This window comes from Streptomyces sp. NPDC034103, from assembly GCF_055575395.1.
On record NZ_JBVISS010000014.1, the window covers coordinates 154,087 to 171,321 of the forward strand.

22 protein-coding genes are annotated in these 17,235 nt (G+C 70.5%); 5 read left to right on the forward strand and 17 right to left on the reverse strand.

Annotation, left to right across the window (positions count from 1 at the left end; genetic code table 11):
- Window positions 1-26: 26 nt before the first annotated feature.
- The 4 genes from ACZ56U_RS30160 to ACZ56U_RS30175 are packed head-to-tail and all read right to left on the reverse strand — an operon-like array spanning window position 27 to window position 1,773.
- Window positions 27-482 (reverse strand): DUF3618 domain-containing protein, encoded by a 456-nt coding sequence (locus ACZ56U_RS30160; protein WP_469087123.1) that lies wholly within the window; start codon window positions 480-482, stop codon window positions 27-29.
- Window positions 479-886 carry a phage holin family protein gene (locus tag ACZ56U_RS30165; protein WP_469087124.1) on the reverse strand — a complete coding sequence of 136 codons (408 nt, stop codon included), beginning with the start codon at window positions 884-886 and terminating at the stop codon, window positions 479-481. The genes ACZ56U_RS30160 and ACZ56U_RS30165 overlap by 4 nt, the downstream gene beginning before the upstream one ends.
- 51 nt (window positions 887-937) lie before the next feature.
- A complete protein-coding gene (locus tag ACZ56U_RS30170; RefSeq protein WP_469087125.1) occupies window positions 938-1,633 on the reverse strand; it encodes a hypothetical protein in 696 nt (231 codons plus the stop codon).
- On the reverse strand, window positions 1,630-1,773 hold the full coding sequence (locus ACZ56U_RS30175) for a hypothetical protein (protein WP_469087126.1): 144 nt from the start codon (window positions 1,771-1,773) through the stop codon (window positions 1,630-1,632). Before ACZ56U_RS30175 ends, ACZ56U_RS30170 begins: the two co-directional genes overlap by 4 nt.
- A 175-nt stretch (window positions 1,774-1,948) precedes the next feature.
- On the opposite strand from ACZ56U_RS30175, the gene dapA reads away from it, so the two are divergent.
- Window positions 1,949-2,851 (forward strand): 4-hydroxy-tetrahydrodipicolinate synthase, encoded by a 903-nt coding sequence (dapA, locus tag ACZ56U_RS30180; RefSeq protein ID WP_469087127.1) that lies wholly within the window; start codon window positions 1,949-1,951, stop codon window positions 2,849-2,851.
- Here dapA and ACZ56U_RS30185 read toward each other — a convergent pair whose 3' ends face one another.
- The 5 genes from ACZ56U_RS30185 to ACZ56U_RS30205 form a co-directional block, all read right to left on the reverse strand.
- Window positions 2,852-4,084, reverse strand: coding sequence for a YncE family protein (locus ACZ56U_RS30185; protein WP_469087128.1), 1,233 nt, complete (start codon window positions 4,082-4,084; stop codon window positions 2,852-2,854).
- Window positions 4,081-4,638, reverse strand: coding sequence for a SigE family RNA polymerase sigma factor (locus ACZ56U_RS30190; protein ID WP_469087129.1), 558 nt, complete (start codon window positions 4,636-4,638; stop codon window positions 4,081-4,083). The genes ACZ56U_RS30185 and ACZ56U_RS30190 overlap by 4 nt, the downstream gene beginning before the upstream one ends.
- 179 nt (window positions 4,639-4,817) lie before the next feature.
- Window positions 4,818-5,807, reverse strand: a complete 990-nt coding sequence (gene dapD / locus ACZ56U_RS30195) for a 2,3,4,5-tetrahydropyridine-2,6-dicarboxylate N-succinyltransferase (protein WP_391230336.1) — start codon at window positions 5,805-5,807, stop codon at window positions 4,818-4,820.
- A 129-nt stretch (window positions 5,808-5,936) separates the two neighbouring features.
- Entirely contained in the window at window positions 5,937-6,512 is a 576-nt protein-coding gene (locus ACZ56U_RS30200; protein ID WP_469087130.1) for a TetR/AcrR family transcriptional regulator, read from the reverse strand.
- Window positions 6,512-6,832: a DMT family transporter gene (locus tag ACZ56U_RS30205; RefSeq protein WP_469087131.1), complete on the reverse strand. Its 321-nt coding sequence runs from the start codon at window positions 6,830-6,832 to the stop codon at window positions 6,512-6,514. Before ACZ56U_RS30205 ends, ACZ56U_RS30200 begins: the two co-directional genes overlap by 1 nt.
- A 225-nt stretch (window positions 6,833-7,057) precedes the next feature.
- On the opposite strand from ACZ56U_RS30205, the gene ACZ56U_RS30210 reads away from it, so the two are divergent.
- A complete protein-coding gene (locus tag ACZ56U_RS30210; RefSeq protein WP_469087132.1) occupies window positions 7,058-7,873 on the forward strand; it encodes an AbfB domain-containing protein in 816 nt (271 codons plus the stop codon).
- A gap of 54 nt (window positions 7,874-7,927) precedes the next feature.
- Here the strand turns inward: ACZ56U_RS30210 and ACZ56U_RS30215 are convergent, their stop codons facing one another.
- Genes ACZ56U_RS30215 through ACZ56U_RS30250 form a run of 8 tightly spaced genes read right to left on the reverse strand, consistent with a single transcriptional unit; the run spans window position 7,928 to window position 14,500 of the window.
- Window positions 7,928-8,260 carry a metal-sulfur cluster assembly factor gene (locus ACZ56U_RS30215; protein ID WP_020130530.1) on the reverse strand — a complete coding sequence of 111 codons (333 nt, stop codon included), beginning with the start codon at window positions 8,258-8,260 and terminating at the stop codon, window positions 7,928-7,930.
- Window positions 8,257-8,724, reverse strand: coding sequence for a Fe-S cluster assembly sulfur transfer protein SufU (gene sufU / locus ACZ56U_RS30220; RefSeq protein WP_391230332.1), 468 nt, complete (start codon window positions 8,722-8,724; stop codon window positions 8,257-8,259). Before sufU ends, ACZ56U_RS30215 begins: the two co-directional genes overlap by 4 nt.
- Window positions 8,725-8,734: 10 nt before the next feature.
- Window positions 8,735-9,991, reverse strand: a complete 1,257-nt coding sequence (locus tag ACZ56U_RS30225) for a cysteine desulfurase (protein WP_469087133.1) — start codon at window positions 9,989-9,991, stop codon at window positions 8,735-8,737.
- A complete protein-coding gene (gene sufC / locus ACZ56U_RS30230; RefSeq protein WP_469087134.1) occupies window positions 9,988-10,773 on the reverse strand; it encodes a Fe-S cluster assembly ATPase SufC in 786 nt (261 codons plus the stop codon). Before sufC ends, ACZ56U_RS30225 begins: the two co-directional genes overlap by 4 nt.
- 7 nt (window positions 10,774-10,780) lie before the next feature.
- Window positions 10,781-11,098 carry a non-heme iron oxygenase ferredoxin subunit gene (locus tag ACZ56U_RS30235; protein ID WP_391230328.1) on the reverse strand — a complete coding sequence of 106 codons (318 nt, stop codon included), beginning with the start codon at window positions 11,096-11,098 and terminating at the stop codon, window positions 10,781-10,783.
- A complete protein-coding gene (gene sufD, locus ACZ56U_RS30240; RefSeq protein WP_469087135.1) occupies window positions 11,098-12,279 on the reverse strand; it encodes a Fe-S cluster assembly protein SufD in 1,182 nt (393 codons plus the stop codon). The genes ACZ56U_RS30235 and sufD overlap by 1 nt, the downstream gene beginning before the upstream one ends.
- 59 nt (window positions 12,280-12,338) lie before the next feature.
- The gene (sufB, locus tag ACZ56U_RS30245) at window positions 12,339-13,760 is read right to left on the reverse strand and encodes a Fe-S cluster assembly protein SufB (protein WP_359029633.1); all 1,422 of its coding nucleotides are present in this window, start codon (window positions 13,758-13,760) and stop codon (window positions 12,339-12,341) included.
- On the reverse strand, window positions 13,757-14,500 hold the full coding sequence (locus ACZ56U_RS30250; RefSeq protein ID WP_469087136.1) for a helix-turn-helix transcriptional regulator: 744 nt from the start codon (window positions 14,498-14,500) through the stop codon (window positions 13,757-13,759). The genes sufB and ACZ56U_RS30250 overlap by 4 nt, the downstream gene beginning before the upstream one ends.
- A 160-nt stretch (window positions 14,501-14,660) precedes the next feature.
- Here ACZ56U_RS30250 and ACZ56U_RS30255 point away from each other — a divergent pair, with 160 nt between their 5' ends.
- Genes ACZ56U_RS30255 through ACZ56U_RS30265 form a run of 3 tightly spaced genes read left to right on the forward strand, consistent with a single transcriptional unit; the run spans window position 14,661 to window position 17,201 of the window.
- Window positions 14,661-15,473, forward strand: coding sequence for an AAC(3) family N-acetyltransferase (locus tag ACZ56U_RS30255; protein ID WP_469087137.1), 813 nt, complete (start codon window positions 14,661-14,663; stop codon window positions 15,471-15,473).
- Between the two features lie 31 nt (window positions 15,474-15,504).
- Window positions 15,505-16,428: an ABC transporter ATP-binding protein gene (locus ACZ56U_RS30260; protein WP_469087138.1), complete on the forward strand. Its 924-nt coding sequence runs from the start codon at window positions 15,505-15,507 to the stop codon at window positions 16,426-16,428.
- A complete protein-coding gene (locus ACZ56U_RS30265; protein WP_469087139.1) occupies window positions 16,425-17,201 on the forward strand; it encodes an ABC transporter permease in 777 nt (258 codons plus the stop codon). The genes ACZ56U_RS30260 and ACZ56U_RS30265 overlap by 4 nt, the downstream gene beginning before the upstream one ends.
- Window positions 17,202-17,235 lie beyond the last annotated feature (34 nt).

Here is a 17,235-nt window from a genome sequence, read left to right on the forward strand (position 1 = left end):
TGCACCCGCTCCTCGCGCGCCCCGCCTCACCGGCGCCTGCGCACCATCTCCTCCACGACGATCAGCCCGACCACGGCGCCCACGACCATCATCGGCCGCGGATTCCGCAAGCCCATCCGAATGACGCTGCGCACCGGCCGCGGCGCGTTGTGCTCCACCGCGTGCCCCGCGTGACTCGCCTTGCCCTGGACGGTGTGCCCCACCGCCGCCGCCCGCTCCTGGACGACGTGCCCCGTCCTGCCGGCCCGGTCCTGCACCACGTGCCCGGCCTGCGCCACAGTGCTGCGCAGCTGCACGGTCATCGCCCCGGCCTTGTCCCTGAGGTCCGCGGCACGGGCCATCGCCCGTCCCTTCACATCCGCCCGGCCCGCCAACTCCTCGACCGTGTAACCGAGTTGGCTGCGCGTCCGCTCGATCTGCCGGCGAAGCTCCTCGGGGCCCTTGGCCCCGCCCGTCACGTCCGGCGTCGTCCTGTTCGTCATCGGTGCGCCCTTTCCTTGATCTCCTCGACATCGGCCCTGACGCTGCCGAGCGCCTCCTCGGGCGTCGGCGGCGCGGCACGACGCAGCTGAGCGCGTCCGCTCGCGGCGAGTACGGCCGCGATCACGAACAGCACCACTGTCACGATGAGCACCGCGGCCCAGACGGGCAGCGCCAGCGAGAGGGCGGCGGCGGACGTGCCGGCGAGGAAGAGCAGACCGGCGTAGGCGAACGCGCCCGCCGCGCCGAGCAGCCCGCCGCCCCGGCCCGCGCGTTTGCCCTTCTCGGTCAGCTCCTCCTTGGCGAGGGCCATCTCCTGCCGCACCAGCCGTGACAGCTGTTCGGTGGCCTGTCCGACCAGTTCACCGACCGAATGGTGTTCGTTGGGGTTCGTGGTCCCGGGCACGGTGTCCGCCTCCTCTCGGTTCGGAGCACCGGGTACCCGGAGGGGTCCCCTCTACCCGTGGGTCCCGCCGCCCGGCCCGGGCTCACCGAGCCTCGCCAGCTGCGTCTGGAACCAGTCCAGCCTCGCCTGCAACAGAGCCGCCTCCGCGGCCAGTTCGGGCACTCCCAGCCCGCCCGCCGCTGCGTCCACCCTGCCGTCCACCACCACCGCTCCGCGGTCCGCCACGACCCGCAGCCCGTCCCCGGCCAGCCGGGCGAACGTGGCGAGCGAGACGGACGTACGACCGCGCAGGCAGCCTGCGCAGGAGGGCGCGAGGGCGCGCCAGCCGGGGCGGCCCCAGGCGGCGTCGGCCAGCGCGGAGGCCACCGTGCCACAGGCGCAGGGGCCGACGGTGGCGGTGCGGATCCGCTGCCGGGCGTAGCGGAAACCCAGCTCGAAGCGGAGATAGCGGCCGAGCACCGTCACCTCCAGCAGGACGGCCGACCGGTGCTCGGCCGTGCACAGCAGTGCCTCGGCCGTCGAGCGGTCGTGCACGCAGTGGAAGCCGCAGTCGCAGCGGCGGTGCGGTGCCCGGTGCCGCAGGCCGTAGACGCAGGACGCGTCGGCCAGGACCCCGTACGGCAGCGCGCCGCCCAGCGACACACCGGTGAAGCCGGCCCGGGTGCCGTCGTGGGACAGCACCGGGTGGGCGATCTTGTATCCGGTCGGCGGCTCCGCAGGGCGTTCCTCCGGGAGCCGCAGTCTCATCGGGCGGCCGGGGCCTCTTCGGGCGCCGTCAGTTCCTCGATCTCCTCGGGCAGTCGCAGTTCCGGCTCTTCGATGCCCTGAGCCTCCGTCTGCGCCCGCTCCTGCGCGACTCCGGTGGCGAGTGCCTTGCCGAGCTTCATGACGCCTCCCATGACCAGGGGCCGATGACCGTCCTGGCCATGGTGACCCATGGGCACCCCATCTGGACATAGGGCCTGCCCCGGCGGACCTGACCCCGTCCTCTCAGTAATGCTTATCAATACAGCGTAGGAAATTTAAGTGGAGCTTCATGGTGATGGTGCCGAGACTACTCCCATGACGTATCCCGGCCCCTCGGCCCCACCCTTCGGCCGCGCTCTCTGCGCGATGATCACGCCCTTCACGCCGGGCGGCACCCTCGACCTCGACGGCGCCCAGCGGCTCGCCGAGCGGCTCGTGACCGAGGGGTGCGACGGACTGGTGCTGTCCGGCACGACGGGCGAGTCGCCGACGACCTCGGACGCCGAGAAGGCGGACCTGGTGCGCGCGGTGCGGGAGGCGGTGGGCGGCCGGGCGTCGGTCCTGACCGGCGTCGGCACCTTCGACACCCGGCACACCGTGGAACTCGCCCTCCAGGCCGAGAAGGCGGGCGCGGACGGCCTGTTGGCGGTCAGCCCCTACTACAGCCGGCCCCCGCAGGACGCCGTGGAGGCGCACTTCCGGCACCTCGCGGACTCCGTGGGACTGCCGATCGCGCTCTACGACATCCCCGGCCGCACCGGCACCCGCATCGAGCCCGACACGATGCTCCGCCTCGCCGAGCACCCGAGAATCGTCGCGGTCAAGGACTGCTCCTACGACTTCCTGGCCGCTCAGAAGGTCATCGCCGCAACAGAGTTGGCGTACTACGCGGGCTGCGACGAGCACAATCTCGCCCTGTACGCGGTGGGCGGCGCCGGATACGTGAGCACCGTGGCGAACATCGCCCCCGCTCAACTCCGCGCGGTCCTGGACCTGTTCGACGCGGGCGACACGACCGGCGCGGCCCGGCTCCAGCGACGCGCCACGCCCCTCATCGAGTTGACGATGTCGGCGGGCCTGCCCGGCACGGTCACCGTGAAGGCCCTCCTCGACGACCTGGGCCTGCCCGCGGGTCCGGTCCGCGCACCGCTGCTGCCCGCCGACCGGGAGACGGTCGACGGGCTGCGGGCGGCCTACGAGGAGCTGACGGCCGGCTGATCAGCGCACGGCGAAGACGGGCTCCCACGGCTCCGGGCCGGTCTCCGGATGCTCGCGGACTCCGCTCAGGGGTACGACCTTGTCGCTGCCGATCGTGACCAGCACGAGCCGGTCCTTGTACAGCTCGTCGTCACCGGTGGTCCGCTCCCAGGCGATGAGCCGCTGGTCGTCGACCCAGGCGAGCAGTTCGGCGCCGCGGACCTTGGTGATCTCCTTGCCGGTGAGGGGGTCCTTGATGGAGGAGTACGACTTGACGGCCATGGTCCTGGTCCCCGGGGCGCTGGGAGGCTCGACCGCCTCCACCGGACCGAGGGCGGCCAGCTCGCCGTTCGGGGACAGCCGCGCGGGCACGTCCCACCGCAGGTGTTTCTCGTTCGCGGGCGCGGCGGTCTCCTTGCCCGACAGGTCGTAGAACGTCGGCCGGACGAGGGTGCCGAGGCCTCCGCCGGCCGCGTACAGGTGCTGGTCGTCACGGGTGAAGGCGAAGTCGGCGCGGCCCGCCGCGGAGGAGCTCGGGACCGGGTGCCAGACACCCCCGCCCTTCGCGGCCAGGTCCAGGAGGAGGAATCCGGTCCGGCTCACCCTGTGCACGGACGTCCACTCGCCGTCGAGCTTCTCGAGCGTGTCGGGGCGCTCGGAGTACGTCGTGGCGACCAGCTCGGTCCCGCCGTTCGAGAACGCCAGCCCGGCGACCCCCTTCCCGACCGGGATCCACCGCTCGACCTCCCCCGTCGCGAGGTCGAGCAGCCCGATCCGGGTGGCGGGCAGGGTCCGCTCCAGCACGGCGGCGGTCTTCAGCCCCGGTGCCACGGCGACGAAGGACCACCGGCTGTCCTTCTTGTACCTGCCGGTGTCGGGATCGAGCAGCCAGTAGGTCCGCTCGTGGGTCGCCTCCTTGTCGTTCTTCGCCACGAGCGCCGTCGTGCAGTACGCGGCGAGCGCCGACCGCCCCGCCGCGATCGCGTCGCTCGGCGGTGACTGGTCGGGGTGGGCGCTGATCCCGTCCTGCTGGGAGACGCTCGCGGGCCGTACGTCCTCCCGCCCCTGGTCCAGCAGCGGCACCGCCACGCCGACGGCGATGACGGCCGCGGTGGCGGCGGCGACGGACACGAGCCTGCGCGTACGGCGGCGCCGGCGGACGGCCAGCACCCGGTCCGCGAACCCCGCTCCGGCAGGCGGCTGATCGACGGCGAGCTCCCGCAGGGAGTCCCGCACAAGTTCCTCGACGTTCACGGACGTACCTCCACGGGTGCGTTGTCACGGGTCCGGCGCACGGCGTGCTCGCCGCCACCCAGGGCGGCCAGTTCGGGCGCGAGGGTGCGCAGCCGGGCGAGCGAGCGGTGGGCGGTGGACCGAACGGTGCCGACGGAGCAGCCCAGGATGCGGGCCACGTCCGCTTCGGGCAGGTCCTCGAAGTAGCGCAGGACGAGCACGGTGCGCTGCTTGGCGGTGAGCCGGGCGAGCGCACCCCGCATCACCAGACGCAGCTCGGCGGCGGACGAGGCGTCGGCGTCCGCCCGCCCCTCCGGCGGCTCGGCGACGCTCAGCTCGCGTCTGGGCCACTTCAGCCGCCACCGGCTGATCTGCTGCCGGTACAGGATCTGCCGTACGTAGGCCTCGGGTTCGTCGATGCGGTGCCAGCGGCCGGCCGCCTTGATCAGCGCGTTCTGGAGCAGGTCCTCGGCGGTGTGCCGGTCCCCGCCGCTGAGCAGCACGGCCGTCTTCAGCAGCGCGGACGACCGGTGCTCCACGAACTCCCGGAACCTGTCCTGCGCTTCGGCATCCATCGTCACCTTCTCTTCCCCCGGGGCGGACCCTGTGCCCGCCCCCTGTGCCCCTTGTGACGCGCGCGGAGCCGGGCCGCTATGCCTGTCCACCCGAGGAGATTCGACCCGCCGGTGCCCGGGACATGGGTGAGCGCCCTCCCGCACAGTGCGGAAGGGCGCTCACCGTCGGACGCGGGGCGTCAGTTGTGGCTGTGCAGGATCTCGTTCAGGCCGCCCCAGACCGCGTTGTTCGGGCGGGCCTCGACCGTGCCGGTGACCGAGTTGCGGCGGAAGAGGATGTGGGAGGCGCCGGAGAGCTCGCGGGCCTTGACGATCTGGCCGTCGGGCATGGTGACGCGGGTGCCGGCGGTGACGTAGAGCCCCGCCTCCACCACGCACTCGTCGCCCAGCGCGATCCCGACGCCCGCCTCGGCGCCGATGAGGCAGCGCTCGCCGATGGAGATGATGACGTTGCCGCCGCCGGACAGGGTGCCCATGGTGGAGGCGCCGCCACCGATGTCGGAACCGTCACCGATGACGACACCGGCGGAGATCCGGCCCTCGACCATGGAGGTGCCGAGCGTGCCCGCGTTGAAGTTGACGAAGCCCTCGTGCATGACGGTGGTGCCCTCGGCGAGGTGCGCGCCGAGCCGTACCCGGTCCGCGTCGGCGATCCGGACGCCCTTGGGGGCGACGTAGTCCGTCATGCGCGGGAACTTGTCGATCGAGGTCACCTGGAGGTGCAGTCCCTCGGCGCGCGCGTTGAGCCGCACCTTCTCGACGTCGTCGACGGCGACGGGGCCGAGCGAGGTCCAGGCGACGTTGGCGAGGAAGCCGAACATGCCGTCCAGGCTCTGGCCGTGCGGCTTGACGAGCCGGTGCGAGAGCAGGTGGAGCCGCAGGTAGACGTCGTGGGCGTCGATCGGCTTCGCGTCCAGCGAGGAGATGACCGTACGGACCGCGACCACCTCGACGCCGCGCCGGGCGTCCGGCCCGATCGCCTTCGCGGCACCCTCGCCGAGCAGCTCGACGGCCGTCTCGGCGGACAGCCGCTCGGTACCGGACGGACCGGCCTCCGCCTTCAGCTCGGGCGCGGGGAACCAGGTGTCGAGAACAGTGCCGTCGGCGGCGATCGTGGCGAGGCCGGCGGCCACCGCCCCGGTGGTGCTGGGTGCAGTCGTGTCGGTCATGAGGGCAACCTAACCGTCCGGAGCCCGAGGAGGCCAACCAGCGAGCCGGCGTCTCAGGTACCGAACCGGACCCGGGCGCCGGGCTGCTCGGTACCGGACACCACGCGCGTGTCGGCGCGGCGCCGCCGGTCAGAGGCCCGGGCGTCCGGGGGCGGCGGCACTCGTGCCTGCGGAGACGACCCGCCCCAGCACCTCCCGCGCGTACTGCTCGTCGTACTCCCCGTCCGTCAGCAGCACCTGGAGGCAGATCCCGTCCATCAGCGCCACCAGCGCCCGCGCGGTGACCCGGTCGGTGCGGCGGGCCAGCCGTTCGGCGAGGGCCTCGGCCCACTCCGCGGCGACCGGCCGCAGCGCGGGGCGCCGCAGGGCGGCGAGATACAGCTCGTACTCCAGCTCCACGCCGGTCCGGTCCCCCGCGAGCCACTCCCCCAGCCATCCCGCGAGTTCGGCGGCGAGATCCGCGTCCGGGTCCTCCAGGCCGCCCCGGGAGGCGATCACCTTGGCGAAGCCCTCGTTCGCCTGCCGCAGCGCGGCGACCATCAGCTCGTCGAGGGTCTTGAAGTGGTACGTCGTGGAGCCGAGCGGCACGTCCGCCTCGGCGGCGGCGCTGCGGTGGCTGAGCCCCGCCAGTCCCTGGCGTCCGACGACCCGGATCGCCGCGTCGATGATCCGCTGCCGCCGCTCGGGGTCGTGGCGCCGGGCCATCAGTGCGCCCCGCCCAGGTTCAGCACGACCACCCCGACGATGATCAGCACGATTCCGGCGGCCTTGGCGGTCGTCATCCCCTCCCCGAGGAAGACCATGCCGATGGTGGCGATGGTCGCGGTGCCGACCCCGGCCCAGATCGCGTACGCGGTGCCGACCGACACCGACTTCAGGGTCTGGGCGAGCAGCGCGAAGGAGACGACGTAGCCGAGGACGGTCAGCAGTGACGGCAGCAGCCGGCTGAAGCCCTCGCTGTACTTCATGGCGGTCGTCGCGGCCACTTCGGCGGCGATGGCTCCGGCGAGCAGCACGTATCCCATGTGTACGAGCGTACACAACGCTGTGTACGACCGTACACAACGACGATCGCGCAGACCCGGGCGGTGACGCCCCCCGGTTCGTCGAGGAAACGATCTGGAAACCGCTCTCTCAAAGGGGCTGCTTGCTGAGCACACCGTCCACTACTGTGCCGTCTGCTTCACCGTTCAACCTAACCCCCCTCACATCCGCGGCCTGTTCCATGGGCTCCGCCGGAGGAACCGCGCATGCCAGAAACCCAGAACCGTCCTTCTCAGCCATGGGAGAACGGGTGGAATCCCGACACCTCCCGGGCCCCCGGGACCCGACGGCTCTATCTCGCGGGCGTGCTGGCGGTGGCCACGATCGCCGCCTGCGTCGGGGCGATCGCCTGGACGGACAAGGGCCCTGACACCCTGTCGGGCCCGGCCGCCGGGGACACCACGTCGTCGGACGGTCTGATCTCCTTCGCCACCCCGACCGGCACCGAGACCGTCCCGCCGAAGGGCAAGAGCGGTCTGATCACGGCCGAGGCCACCACGTCCGCCCCGCGCCAGCAGGGCTCCACGCCCTCACCGGCCCCGGAGCCGTCGTCCAAGGCCCCCTCGTCGCACCCGAGTTCCCCGGCCACCCCGAAGCCGGCGGCCACCTACCGCTCGGTGCGCTCGGTCAACTACCCGGACCGCTACTGGCACGTGAGCGGCGGCTATGTGAAGCTCGACCGGGTCGGCGGCTCGCAGTCCCGTGCGGACTCCACCTTCAAGCTGGTCAAGGGCCTGGCGAACGGCTCCTGTTACTCCTTCGCCACCCACGACGGCACCCACCTGCGCCACCGCGGCTTCGTCCTGGTCGCCGAGCGCGACGACGGCTCGTCCCTGTTCCGCCAGGACGCCACCTTCTGCCCGCGGTCCTCGCCGGTCCACGGCGCGACCATGCTGGAGTCGGTGAACTACCCGGGCCGCTTCCTGCGCCACCAGAACTTCCAGCTGCACCTTGACCCCTACCAGAACAGCGACCTGTACCGCGCCGACTCGGCGTTCCAGCTGGTCGGCGGACTGGCCTGAACAACCGAAAAAGCGGCGGCACCCCTCGGGGCGCCGCCGCTTCTCCTGGTGAACTCAGACGTTGAACCCGAGCGCCCGAAGCTGCTCCCGGCCATCGTCCGTGATCTTGTCCGGGCCCCACGGCGGCATCCAGACCCAGTTGATGCGCAGCTCGTTGACGAGGCCGTCCGTGGCGGACTTGGCCTGGTCCTCGATGACGTCGGTCAGCGGACAGGCCGCCGAGGTCAGGGTCATGTCGATCGTCGCGATGTTCGCGTCGTCGATGTGGATGCCGTAGATGAGGCCGAGGTTGACGACATCGATGCCCAGCTCGGGGTCGACGACGTCGTACAGGGCCTCGCGGACTTCCTCTTCGGAGGCCGGCTTCATCTCAAGGGTCTCGCTCATGCCGTCTTCCTTTCGGCGTCGGCCCCACCCAGGGCCTGGGCCGTCGCGTCCTTCCACGCCATCCAGCTGAGGAGGGCGCACTTGACCCGGGCCGGGTACTTGGAGACACCGGCGAACGCGACCGCGTCCTCCAGCACCTCCTCCATGGCGTCGTCGGGCTCGATCCTGCCCTTGGACTGCATCAGCTCCAGGAACGTCTCCTGGATCTTCTGCGCGTCCGCCAGCTCCTTGCCGACCAGCAGGTCGTTGAGCACGGAGGCCGAGGCCTGGCTGATCGAGCAGCCCTGGCCCTCGTAGGAGACGTCCTCGATCTTCGTGCCGTCGTACTTCACGCGCAGCGTGATCTCGTCGCCGCACGTCGGATTGACGTGGTGCACCTCGGCGTCGCCATCCCGCAAGCCCCGCCCGTGCGGGTTCTTGTAGTGGTCCAGGATGACTTCCTGGTACATCGAATCAAGCTTCACGACCAGCCCTTCAGCCGAAGAAGTTCCGTACGTGCTCCAGACCGTCGACCAAGGCGTCGATCTCGGCCGGCGTGGAGTACAGATAGAACGACGCTCGCGTGGTCGCAGGAATTCCGTACCGGAGGCAGACCGGGCGGGCGCAGTGGTGACCCACACGGACCGCGATGCCCTCCTCGTCCAGTACCTGGCCCACGTCGTGCGGGTGGATGTCCCCGAGCGTGAAGGAGATCGCCGCGCCCCGGTCCTCGGCCGTGGCGGGGCCGATGATCCTGAGGTCGGGGACCTCGCCGAGCCGCTTCACCGCGTACTCGGTGATCGCGTGCTCATGGGCGAGGATCTTGTCCATGCCGATCGAGTTCAGGTAGTCGATCGCCGCGCCCAGACCGACCGCCTGCGCGATCGGCGGGGTGCCCGCCTCGAACTTGTGCGGGGCGGGAGCGTACGTCGACGAGTGCATCGACACGGTCTCGATCATCTCGCCGCCACCGAGGAACGGGGGCAGGTCCTCCAGGAGCTCCTGGCGGCCCCACAGCACGCCGATGCCCGTCGGGCCGCACATCTTGTGACCGGTGAAGGCCACGAAGTCGGCCTGCAGGGCCTGTACGTCCAGCGGCATGTGCGGCGCGGCCTGCGAGGCGTCGATGCAGACCAGTGCGCCGACCTCCTGCGCGCGGCGCACTATCGCCTCGACCGGGTTGACCGTGCCGAGGATGTTCGACACCAGCACGAAGGAGACGATCTTCGTCTTCTCGGTGATGATCTCGTCGATGTTGGAGAGGTCGAGCCGGCCGTCGTCGGTCAGGCCGAACCACTTCAGCTTCGCACCCGTGCGCTGCGCCAGCAGCTGCCACGGCACGATGTTGGAGTGGTGCTCCATCTCCGTGATGACGATCTCGGTCTCGTGGTCCACGCGGTAGGGCTCGTCGGCCCAGCCCAGCATGTTCGCGACGAGGTTGAGCGACTCGGAGGCGTTCTTGGTGAAGATCACCTCGTTGCGCGAGGGCGCGTTGATGAACTCCGCGACCTTGTCGCGCGCGCCCTCGTACAGCGCCGTGGCCTCCTCGGCGAGCACATGCACACCGCGGTGGACGTTGGCGTTGTAGCGCTCGTAGTACTCGCTCAGGGCGTCCAGTACCTGGCGCGGCTTCTGCGAGGTCGCCGCGTTGTCCAGGTAGACGAGCTTCTTACCGTCGTGGACCTGGCGGTCCAGGATGGGGAAGTCCTTGCGGAGCGCCTCGGTGTCGAGGAGGCCCGGCAGCTGTGTCACGCGGATACGCCACCCTTCGTGTCGACTCCGTCGAGCTTCGCATATGCCTCGTAGCCCTCGTTCTCCAGCTTGTCGGCGAGCTCGGCGCCGCCGGACTCGACGATGCGACCGCCGGAGAAGACGTGGACGAAGTCGGGCTTGATGTAGCGCAGGATGCGCGTGTAGTGCGTGATCAGCAGGGTGCCGACCTCGCCGGTCTCGCGGACGCGGTTGACGCCCTCGGAGACGACGCGAAGGGCGTCGACGTCGAGGCCGGAGTCCGTCTCGTCGAGGATCGCGATCTTCGGCTTGAGCAGTTCGAGCTGGAGGATCTCGTGGCGCTTCTTCTCACCGCCGGAGAAGCCCTCGTTGACGTTGCGCTCGGCGAAGGCGGGGTCCATGTTCAGGCGCTGCATGGCCTCCTTGACCTCCTTCACCCACAGGCGGAGCTTGGGGGCCTCGCCGCGGACGGCGGTGGCGGAGGTGCGCAGGAAGTTGGAGACCGAGACCCCGGGGATCTCGACCGGGTACTGCATCGCCAGGAAGAGGCCGGCGCGGGCGCGCTCGTCGACCTCCATCTCCAGGACGTCCTCGCCGTCGAGGGTGACGGTGCCGCCGGTGATCGTGTACTTCGGGTGACCCGCGAGCGAGTAGGCGAGCGTCGACTTGCCGGAGCCGTTGGGGCCCATGATGGCGTGCGTCTCGCCCTGCTTCACGGTGAGGTCGACACCCTTGAGGATTTCCTTCGTGCCGTTCTCGACCTCGACGGTGACGTGCAGGTCTCGGATTTCAAGCGTTGCCATGGGTGCCTCAGGACTCCTGGGAAAGGGAGACGAGCACATCGTCCCCTTCGATCTTTACGGGGTATACGGGGACGGGGCGCGTCGCGGGAAGGCCGGACGGCTTGCCGGTGCGGAGGTCGAACGCGGAGCCGTGCAGCCAGCACTCGATCTGGCAGTCCTCCACCTCGCCCTCGGAGAGCGAGACGTTCGCGTGCGAGCAGATGTCGTGGATCGCGAACACCTCCCCCTCGGTACGGACGACCGAGACCGGCGTGCCGTCGAGTTCCACCCGCTTCGGGGTGTCCTCCTCCAGCTCGCTCAGCCCACAGGCGCGTACGAAGGCCATCAGACGGACGCCTCCAGCTCTTCGTCGATCTTCTCGAGCAGACGGGCCTCGATGTCGTCGACGTCGATCTGCTGGACCAGTTCGGCGAAGAAGCCGCGGACCACCAGGCGGCGGGCCTCGTCGGCCGGGATGCCGCGGGCCATCAGGTAGAAGAGCTGCTCGTCGTCGAAGCGGCCGGTCGCGGAGGCGTGTCCGGCGCCGACGATCTCGCCGGTCTCGATCTCCAGGTTCGGCACGGAGTCGACACGGGCGCCGTCGGTGAGCACCAGGTTGCGGTTCATCTCGTAGGTGTCGGTGCCCTCGGCCTTGGCCTCGATCAGCACGTCACCGATCCACACGGCGTGCGCGTCCTGGCCCTGGAGCGCGCCCTTGTAGACGACGTTCGACTTGCAGTGCGGGGTGTTGTGGTCGACCAGGAGACGGTGCTCCTGGTGCTGGCCGGCGTCCGTGAAGTACAGACCGAACAGCTCGGCCTCGCCGCCGGGACCGGCGTACGCGACGCGCGGGTGCAGGCGGACGAGGTCGCCGCCGAAGGTGACCACGAACGACTTGAAGGTGGCGTCCCGGCCGATCAGCGCGTTGTGCTGGGCCACGTGCACGGCCTTGTCGTCCCAGTCCTGGACGGAGACGACGGTCAGCTTGGCGCCGTCGCCCAGGATGTAGTCGACGTTGGCGGCGAGCACGGCGTCACCGGTGTGGTCGATGACGACGACCGCCTCGGCGAAGGCGCCCAGCTCGATCACCTGGTGGGCGAAGGTGGTGCCGCCCTCGCCGTGCACGGCGATCCGGATCGGCTCGGTGAGCACCGTCTCCTTGGGGACGGTGATGACACCGGCCTTCTCGAAGGCGGAGTACGCCTGGGCGGCGACGCGGTCCACCGGGGTGCCCGCCTTGCCCAGGCGGGCGTCGTCGCGGCCGACGGTCTCGACGGTGACGCCCTCGGGGGCCTGCACGTCGACCTTCACGGCGTCGCCGGTGGCGACGGCGGTGCCGTCGTGCAGCCCGCGCAGGCGCTCCAGCGGGGTGAACCGCCACTCCTCCTCACGCCCGTGCGGGACCGGGAAGTCCGCCACGTCGAAGGAGGGGGGCGCGCTCATGCGCGTGGCGACGGTCGACTCGGCCGCCACCGCGATCGAGCCGGCGGTGGTGGAGCCCACCGGGATGTTCTGAGCCTCAGCCATGGCTGTCGGTCTGCTCTCTTCCTACGTCAGAAATCTGCTGCTGCTTCTGCAAGGGGCGGTCAGCCGACCGCGCCTTCCATCTGCAGCTCGATCAGCCGGTTGAGCTCGAGGGCGTACTCCATCGGCAGCTCCTTGGCGATGGGCTCGACGAAGCCGCGCACGATCATGGCCATCGCCTCGAACTCGGTCAGACCTCGGCTCATCAGGTAGAAGAGCTGGTCCTCGGAGACCTTGGAGACGGTCGCCTCGTGGCCCATGGACACGTCGTCCTCGCGGACGTCCACGTAGGGGTAGGTGTCGGAGCGGGAGATGGTGTCGACGAGTAGCGCGTCGCACAGCACGTTCGACTTGGAGCCGTGGGCGCCCTCGCCGATCTCGACGAGACCGCGGTAGGACGTACGACCGCCACCGCGCGCCACCGACTTGGAGACGATGTTCGAGGAGGTGTTCGGCGCCATGTGGACCATCTTGGAGCCGGCGTCCTGGTGCTGGCCCTCGCCCGCGAAGGCGATGGAGAGGGTCTCGCCCTTGGCGTGCTCGCCCATCAGGTAGACGGCCGGGTACTTCATGGTGACCTTGGAGCCGATGTTGCCGTCGATCCACTCCATGGTCGCGCCCTCGTACGCCACGGCGCGCTTGGTGACCAGGTTGTAGACGTTGTTCGACCAGTTCTGGATGGTCGTGTAACGGCAGCGGGCGCCCTTCTTCACGATGATCTCGACGACCGCGGAGTGCAGGGAGTCCGACTTGTAGATCGGGGCCGTGCAGCCCTCGACGTAGTGGACGTAGGCGTCCTCGTCGACGATGATCAGCGTCCGCTCGAACTGGCCCATGTTCTCGGTGTTGATCCGGAAGTAGGCCTGGAGCGGGATCTCCACGTGCACGCCCTTCGGCACGTAGATGAAGGAGCCGCCGGACCACACCGCGGTGTTCAGAGACGCGAACTTGTTGTCGCCGACCGGGATGACGGTGCCGAAGTACTCCTTGAAGAGCTCCGGGTGCTCCTTGAGAGCGGTGTCGGTGTCCAGGAAGATGACGCCCTGCTCCTCCAGGTCCTCGCGGATCTGGTGGTAGACGACCTCGGACTCGTACTGGGCCGCGACACCGGCGACGAGGCGCTGCTTCTCCGCCTCGGGGATGCCGAGCTTGTCGTACGTGTTCTTGATGTCCTCGGGCAGGTCCTCCCAGGACTCCGCCTGCTTCTCCGTGGACCGCACGAAGTACTTGATGTTGTCGAAGTCGATGCCGGAGAGGTCCGAGCCCCAGTTCGGCATGGGCTTCTTGTCGAAGAGGCGCAGGCCCTTGAGGCGGAGCTTGGTCATCCACTCCGGCTCGTTCTTCTTGGCCGAGATGTCGCGGACGACGTCCTCGTTGATACCGCGCCGCGCGGAAGCGCCGGCCGTGTCGGAGTCGGCCCAGCCGTATTCGTACTTACCCAGGCCCTCGAGCTCAGGGTGGGCAGTCTCCGTGGGGAGAGTCATGCGGGGTTCCTCCCGGCCGTGCTTGCGGATGCGTTGTGTGTGGTGTGGGAAATCTTGGGGATGAACGTCGTGCAGACGCCGTCACCGTGCGCGATGGTCGCCAGTCGCTGGACGTGCGTGCCGAGCAGCTGGGAGAAGATCTCGGTCTCCGCCTCGCAGAGCTGCGGGAACTTTTCCGCGACGTGGGCGACGGGGCAGTGGTGCTGGCACAGCTGCTCGCCGACCGGTGCGCTGCGCGCCGTAGCAGCGTACCCGTCCGCGCTCAGGGCCTTGGCGAGGGCTTCGGTGCGCTCCTCGGGGGCGGCGGACTCGATGGCCCTGCGGTACGCGGTCGCCTGCTCGGCGATCCTGGCGCGCGCGAAGGCGACGACGGCCTCGTCCCCGCCGAACCGCTCCCGGATGAAGGTGAGGGCGTCCGCGGCGAGCTTGTCGTAGGACTGGTCGAAGGCGTCCCGGCCGCAGTCGGTGAGCGCGAAGACCTTGGCGGGACGACCGCGGGTCCGCGCTCCGTAGACCTTCTGCTCGCGTGCCGTCACGACGTCGTCGGCGACCAGCGCGTCGAGATGCCTGCGTACGGCGGCCTGGGTCAGGCCCAGCCGGCCGGCCAGCTCGGCGACGGTCGAGGGCCCGTGGTCCAGGATGGAGCGCGCGACCCGGTTGCGGGTGGACCGCTCACCGGTCGCGAGTTCCTCCTGCCGGGTCCCCGTGGGGGTCTCCCGAGCCTCGCCGACGTTTTTCACAACGCCATTGTTGCGTAATTCCTCAAGGCCCGGCAAGCCGCGTCCGGGCCTCGGACGGTGCGGTGCGTCACTTAGGTAAAGCTAACCTGACCTGCGGGAACGATCTTTGATCGATCAAATCGGTGGCATCACCCAGCCCCTTCCGGGACACTCCTCAACCATGTCCGCACCCCCTCCGACCGGCCCTCTTGTCACCCGAGGCACCCTCGCCGCAGACCTGCGCGAACTGGGCGTCCAGGACGGCGAGACCCTCCTCGTCCACTCCTCCCTTAAGTCGCTCGGCTGGGTCTGCGGCGGCCCCGTGGCCGTCGTCCAGGCGCTGCTCGACGCCCTCGGACCGGACGGCACCCTCGTCGTCCCCACCCAGACCGGCGACCTCTCCGACCCCGCCCTGTGGGCAAACCCGCCGGTGCCCGAGGAGTGGTGGGACACGATCCGCACCGCCATGCCGCCCTACGACCCCCTTCTCACGCCCTCGCGCGGGGTCGGCGTGCTCCCGGAGACCGTCCGCACCTGGCCGGGCGCCCTGCGCAGCGCGCACCCGCAGACCTCGTTCGCGGCGCTCGGCCCGCGCGCCGCCCAGGTGCTGGACGGTCACGCCACCGACTGCCGGCTCGGCGAACGCAGCCCCCTCGCCCGCCTGGAGGCGCTCCCCGCGCGCGTGCTGCTCCTCGGCGCCGGATACGACACCTGCACCAGCTTCCACCTCGCCGAGTACCGCATCCCGTCGCCGCTGGTACGGGTCGGCCGCCCGGGCCCGGCAGGCTGGGAGACGGTGACCGAGGTCGCGATCTCCTCGGACCGCTTCGACGAACTGGGCCACGACTTCGAACGGGACCGTCCGGTCGTGCGCGGCACGGTGGGCGCGGCCGACGCCCGGCTGTTCCCGGTGGCGGACGCCGTGGCCTACGCGGAGCGGTGGCTGGCGACCCACCGCCCCCCGGAGGAGGAGTTCCCGTACCCGGCCGCCTGAGGGCCCGGGAACGTACCTAGACTCTTGAGTCATGCGAAGTGAGCCCGTGGTCCAGGTCCAGGCCCTGGTGAAGCGGTACGGCGACAGAACCGCGGTGAACGGTCTCGACCTGGTGGCCCGGGCCGGTGTGACCGCCGTGCTCGGCCCCAACGGGGCGGGCAAGACGACCACCGTCGAGACCTGCGAGGGATACCGCAGGCCGGACTCCGGCACGGTGCGCGTCCTGGGCCTCGACCCGGTCCGGCACTCCCGCGACCTGCACACCCGTATCGGCGTAATGCTCCAGTCCGGCGGCGTCTACTCGGGCGCGCGGGCGGAGGAGATGCTGCGCCATGTCGCCAGGCTGCACGCCCACCCGCTGGACGTGGACGCGCTGATCGAGCGGCTGGGTCTGGGCGGCTGCGGCAGAACGACGTACCGCCGGCTGTCCGGCGGTCAGCAGCAGCGCCTGGCCCTGGCGATGGCCGTCGTGGGCCGCCCGGAGCTGGTGTTCCTCGACGAGCCGACGGCCGGACTGGACCCGCAGGCCCGCCACGCGACCTGGGACCTGGTGCGCGACCTGCGGGCGGACGGCGTCTCGGTCATCCTCACCACGCACCACATGGACGAGGCCGAACAGCTCGCCGACGACGTGGCGATCATCGACGCGGGCCGGGTCATCGCCCAGGGCTCCCCCGAGGAGCTGTGCCGCGGCGGCGCCGAGAACACCCTCCGCTTCAGCGGCCGCCCCGGCCTGGACGTGGGCTCCCTGCTGAAGGCCCTCCCGGCCGACTGCACGGCCGTGGAGCTGACCCCGGGCTCCTACCGGGTCGGCGGCAAGGTGGACCCGCAGCTGCTCGCGACGGTGACGTCGTGGTGCGCGCAGCACGGGGTGATGCCAGAGCGGATCTCCGTCGAGCGGCACACGCTGGAAGACGTATTCCTGGAGCTCACGGGCAGGGAGCTGCGCTCATGACGACCACAGGCACCGGGGTGTACTCCCCCAAGCCGGGCGCGGCCCCCCTGGGGCGCATGATCGCCGCCCAGGCCGCGCTCGAGACGAGAATGCTGCTGCGCAACGGCGAGCAACTCCTGCTGACGGTGGTGATCCCGACCCTGCTGCTGGTGCTCTTCAGCTCGGTGGACGTCGTGGACACCGGCGCGGGGGAGGCGGTGGACTTCCTCACCCCCGGCATCCTCGCCCTCGCGGTCATGTCCACGGCCTTCACCGGCCAGGCCATCGCCACCGGTTTCGAACGCCGCTACGGCGTCCTGAAGCGCCTCGCCGCCTCGCCGCTGCCCCGCTGGGCCCTGATGACGGCGAAGACGGCGTCGGTGCTGGTCACGGAGGTCCTCCAGATCGTCCTGCTGACGGTGATCGCCTTCGCCCTGGGCTGGTCACCGCACGGCAACCCCGCGGCCGTCCTGCTCCTGCTGATCCTCGGCACGGCCGCCTTCTCGGGCCTCGGCCTGCTGATGGCGGGCACCTTGAAGGCGGAGGCGACCCTGGCCGCCGCCAACCTCGTCTTCCTGCTCCTCCTCGTGGGCGGCGGAGTGATCGTGCCGATGGACAAGTTCCCCTCCGGCGCCCAGGACGTCCTCGGCCTGCTGCCCATCTCGGCCCTCTCGGACGGCCTGCGGGACGTGCTCCAGCACGGGGCCGGGATGCCGTGGGGCGACCTGGGGATTCTCGCGGTGTGGGCGGTGGTCGGACTCGCGGCGGCGGGAAAGTTCTTCCGCTGGGAGTAGCGCGTCTCACGAACCCCTCGTGAACGCGTGCACA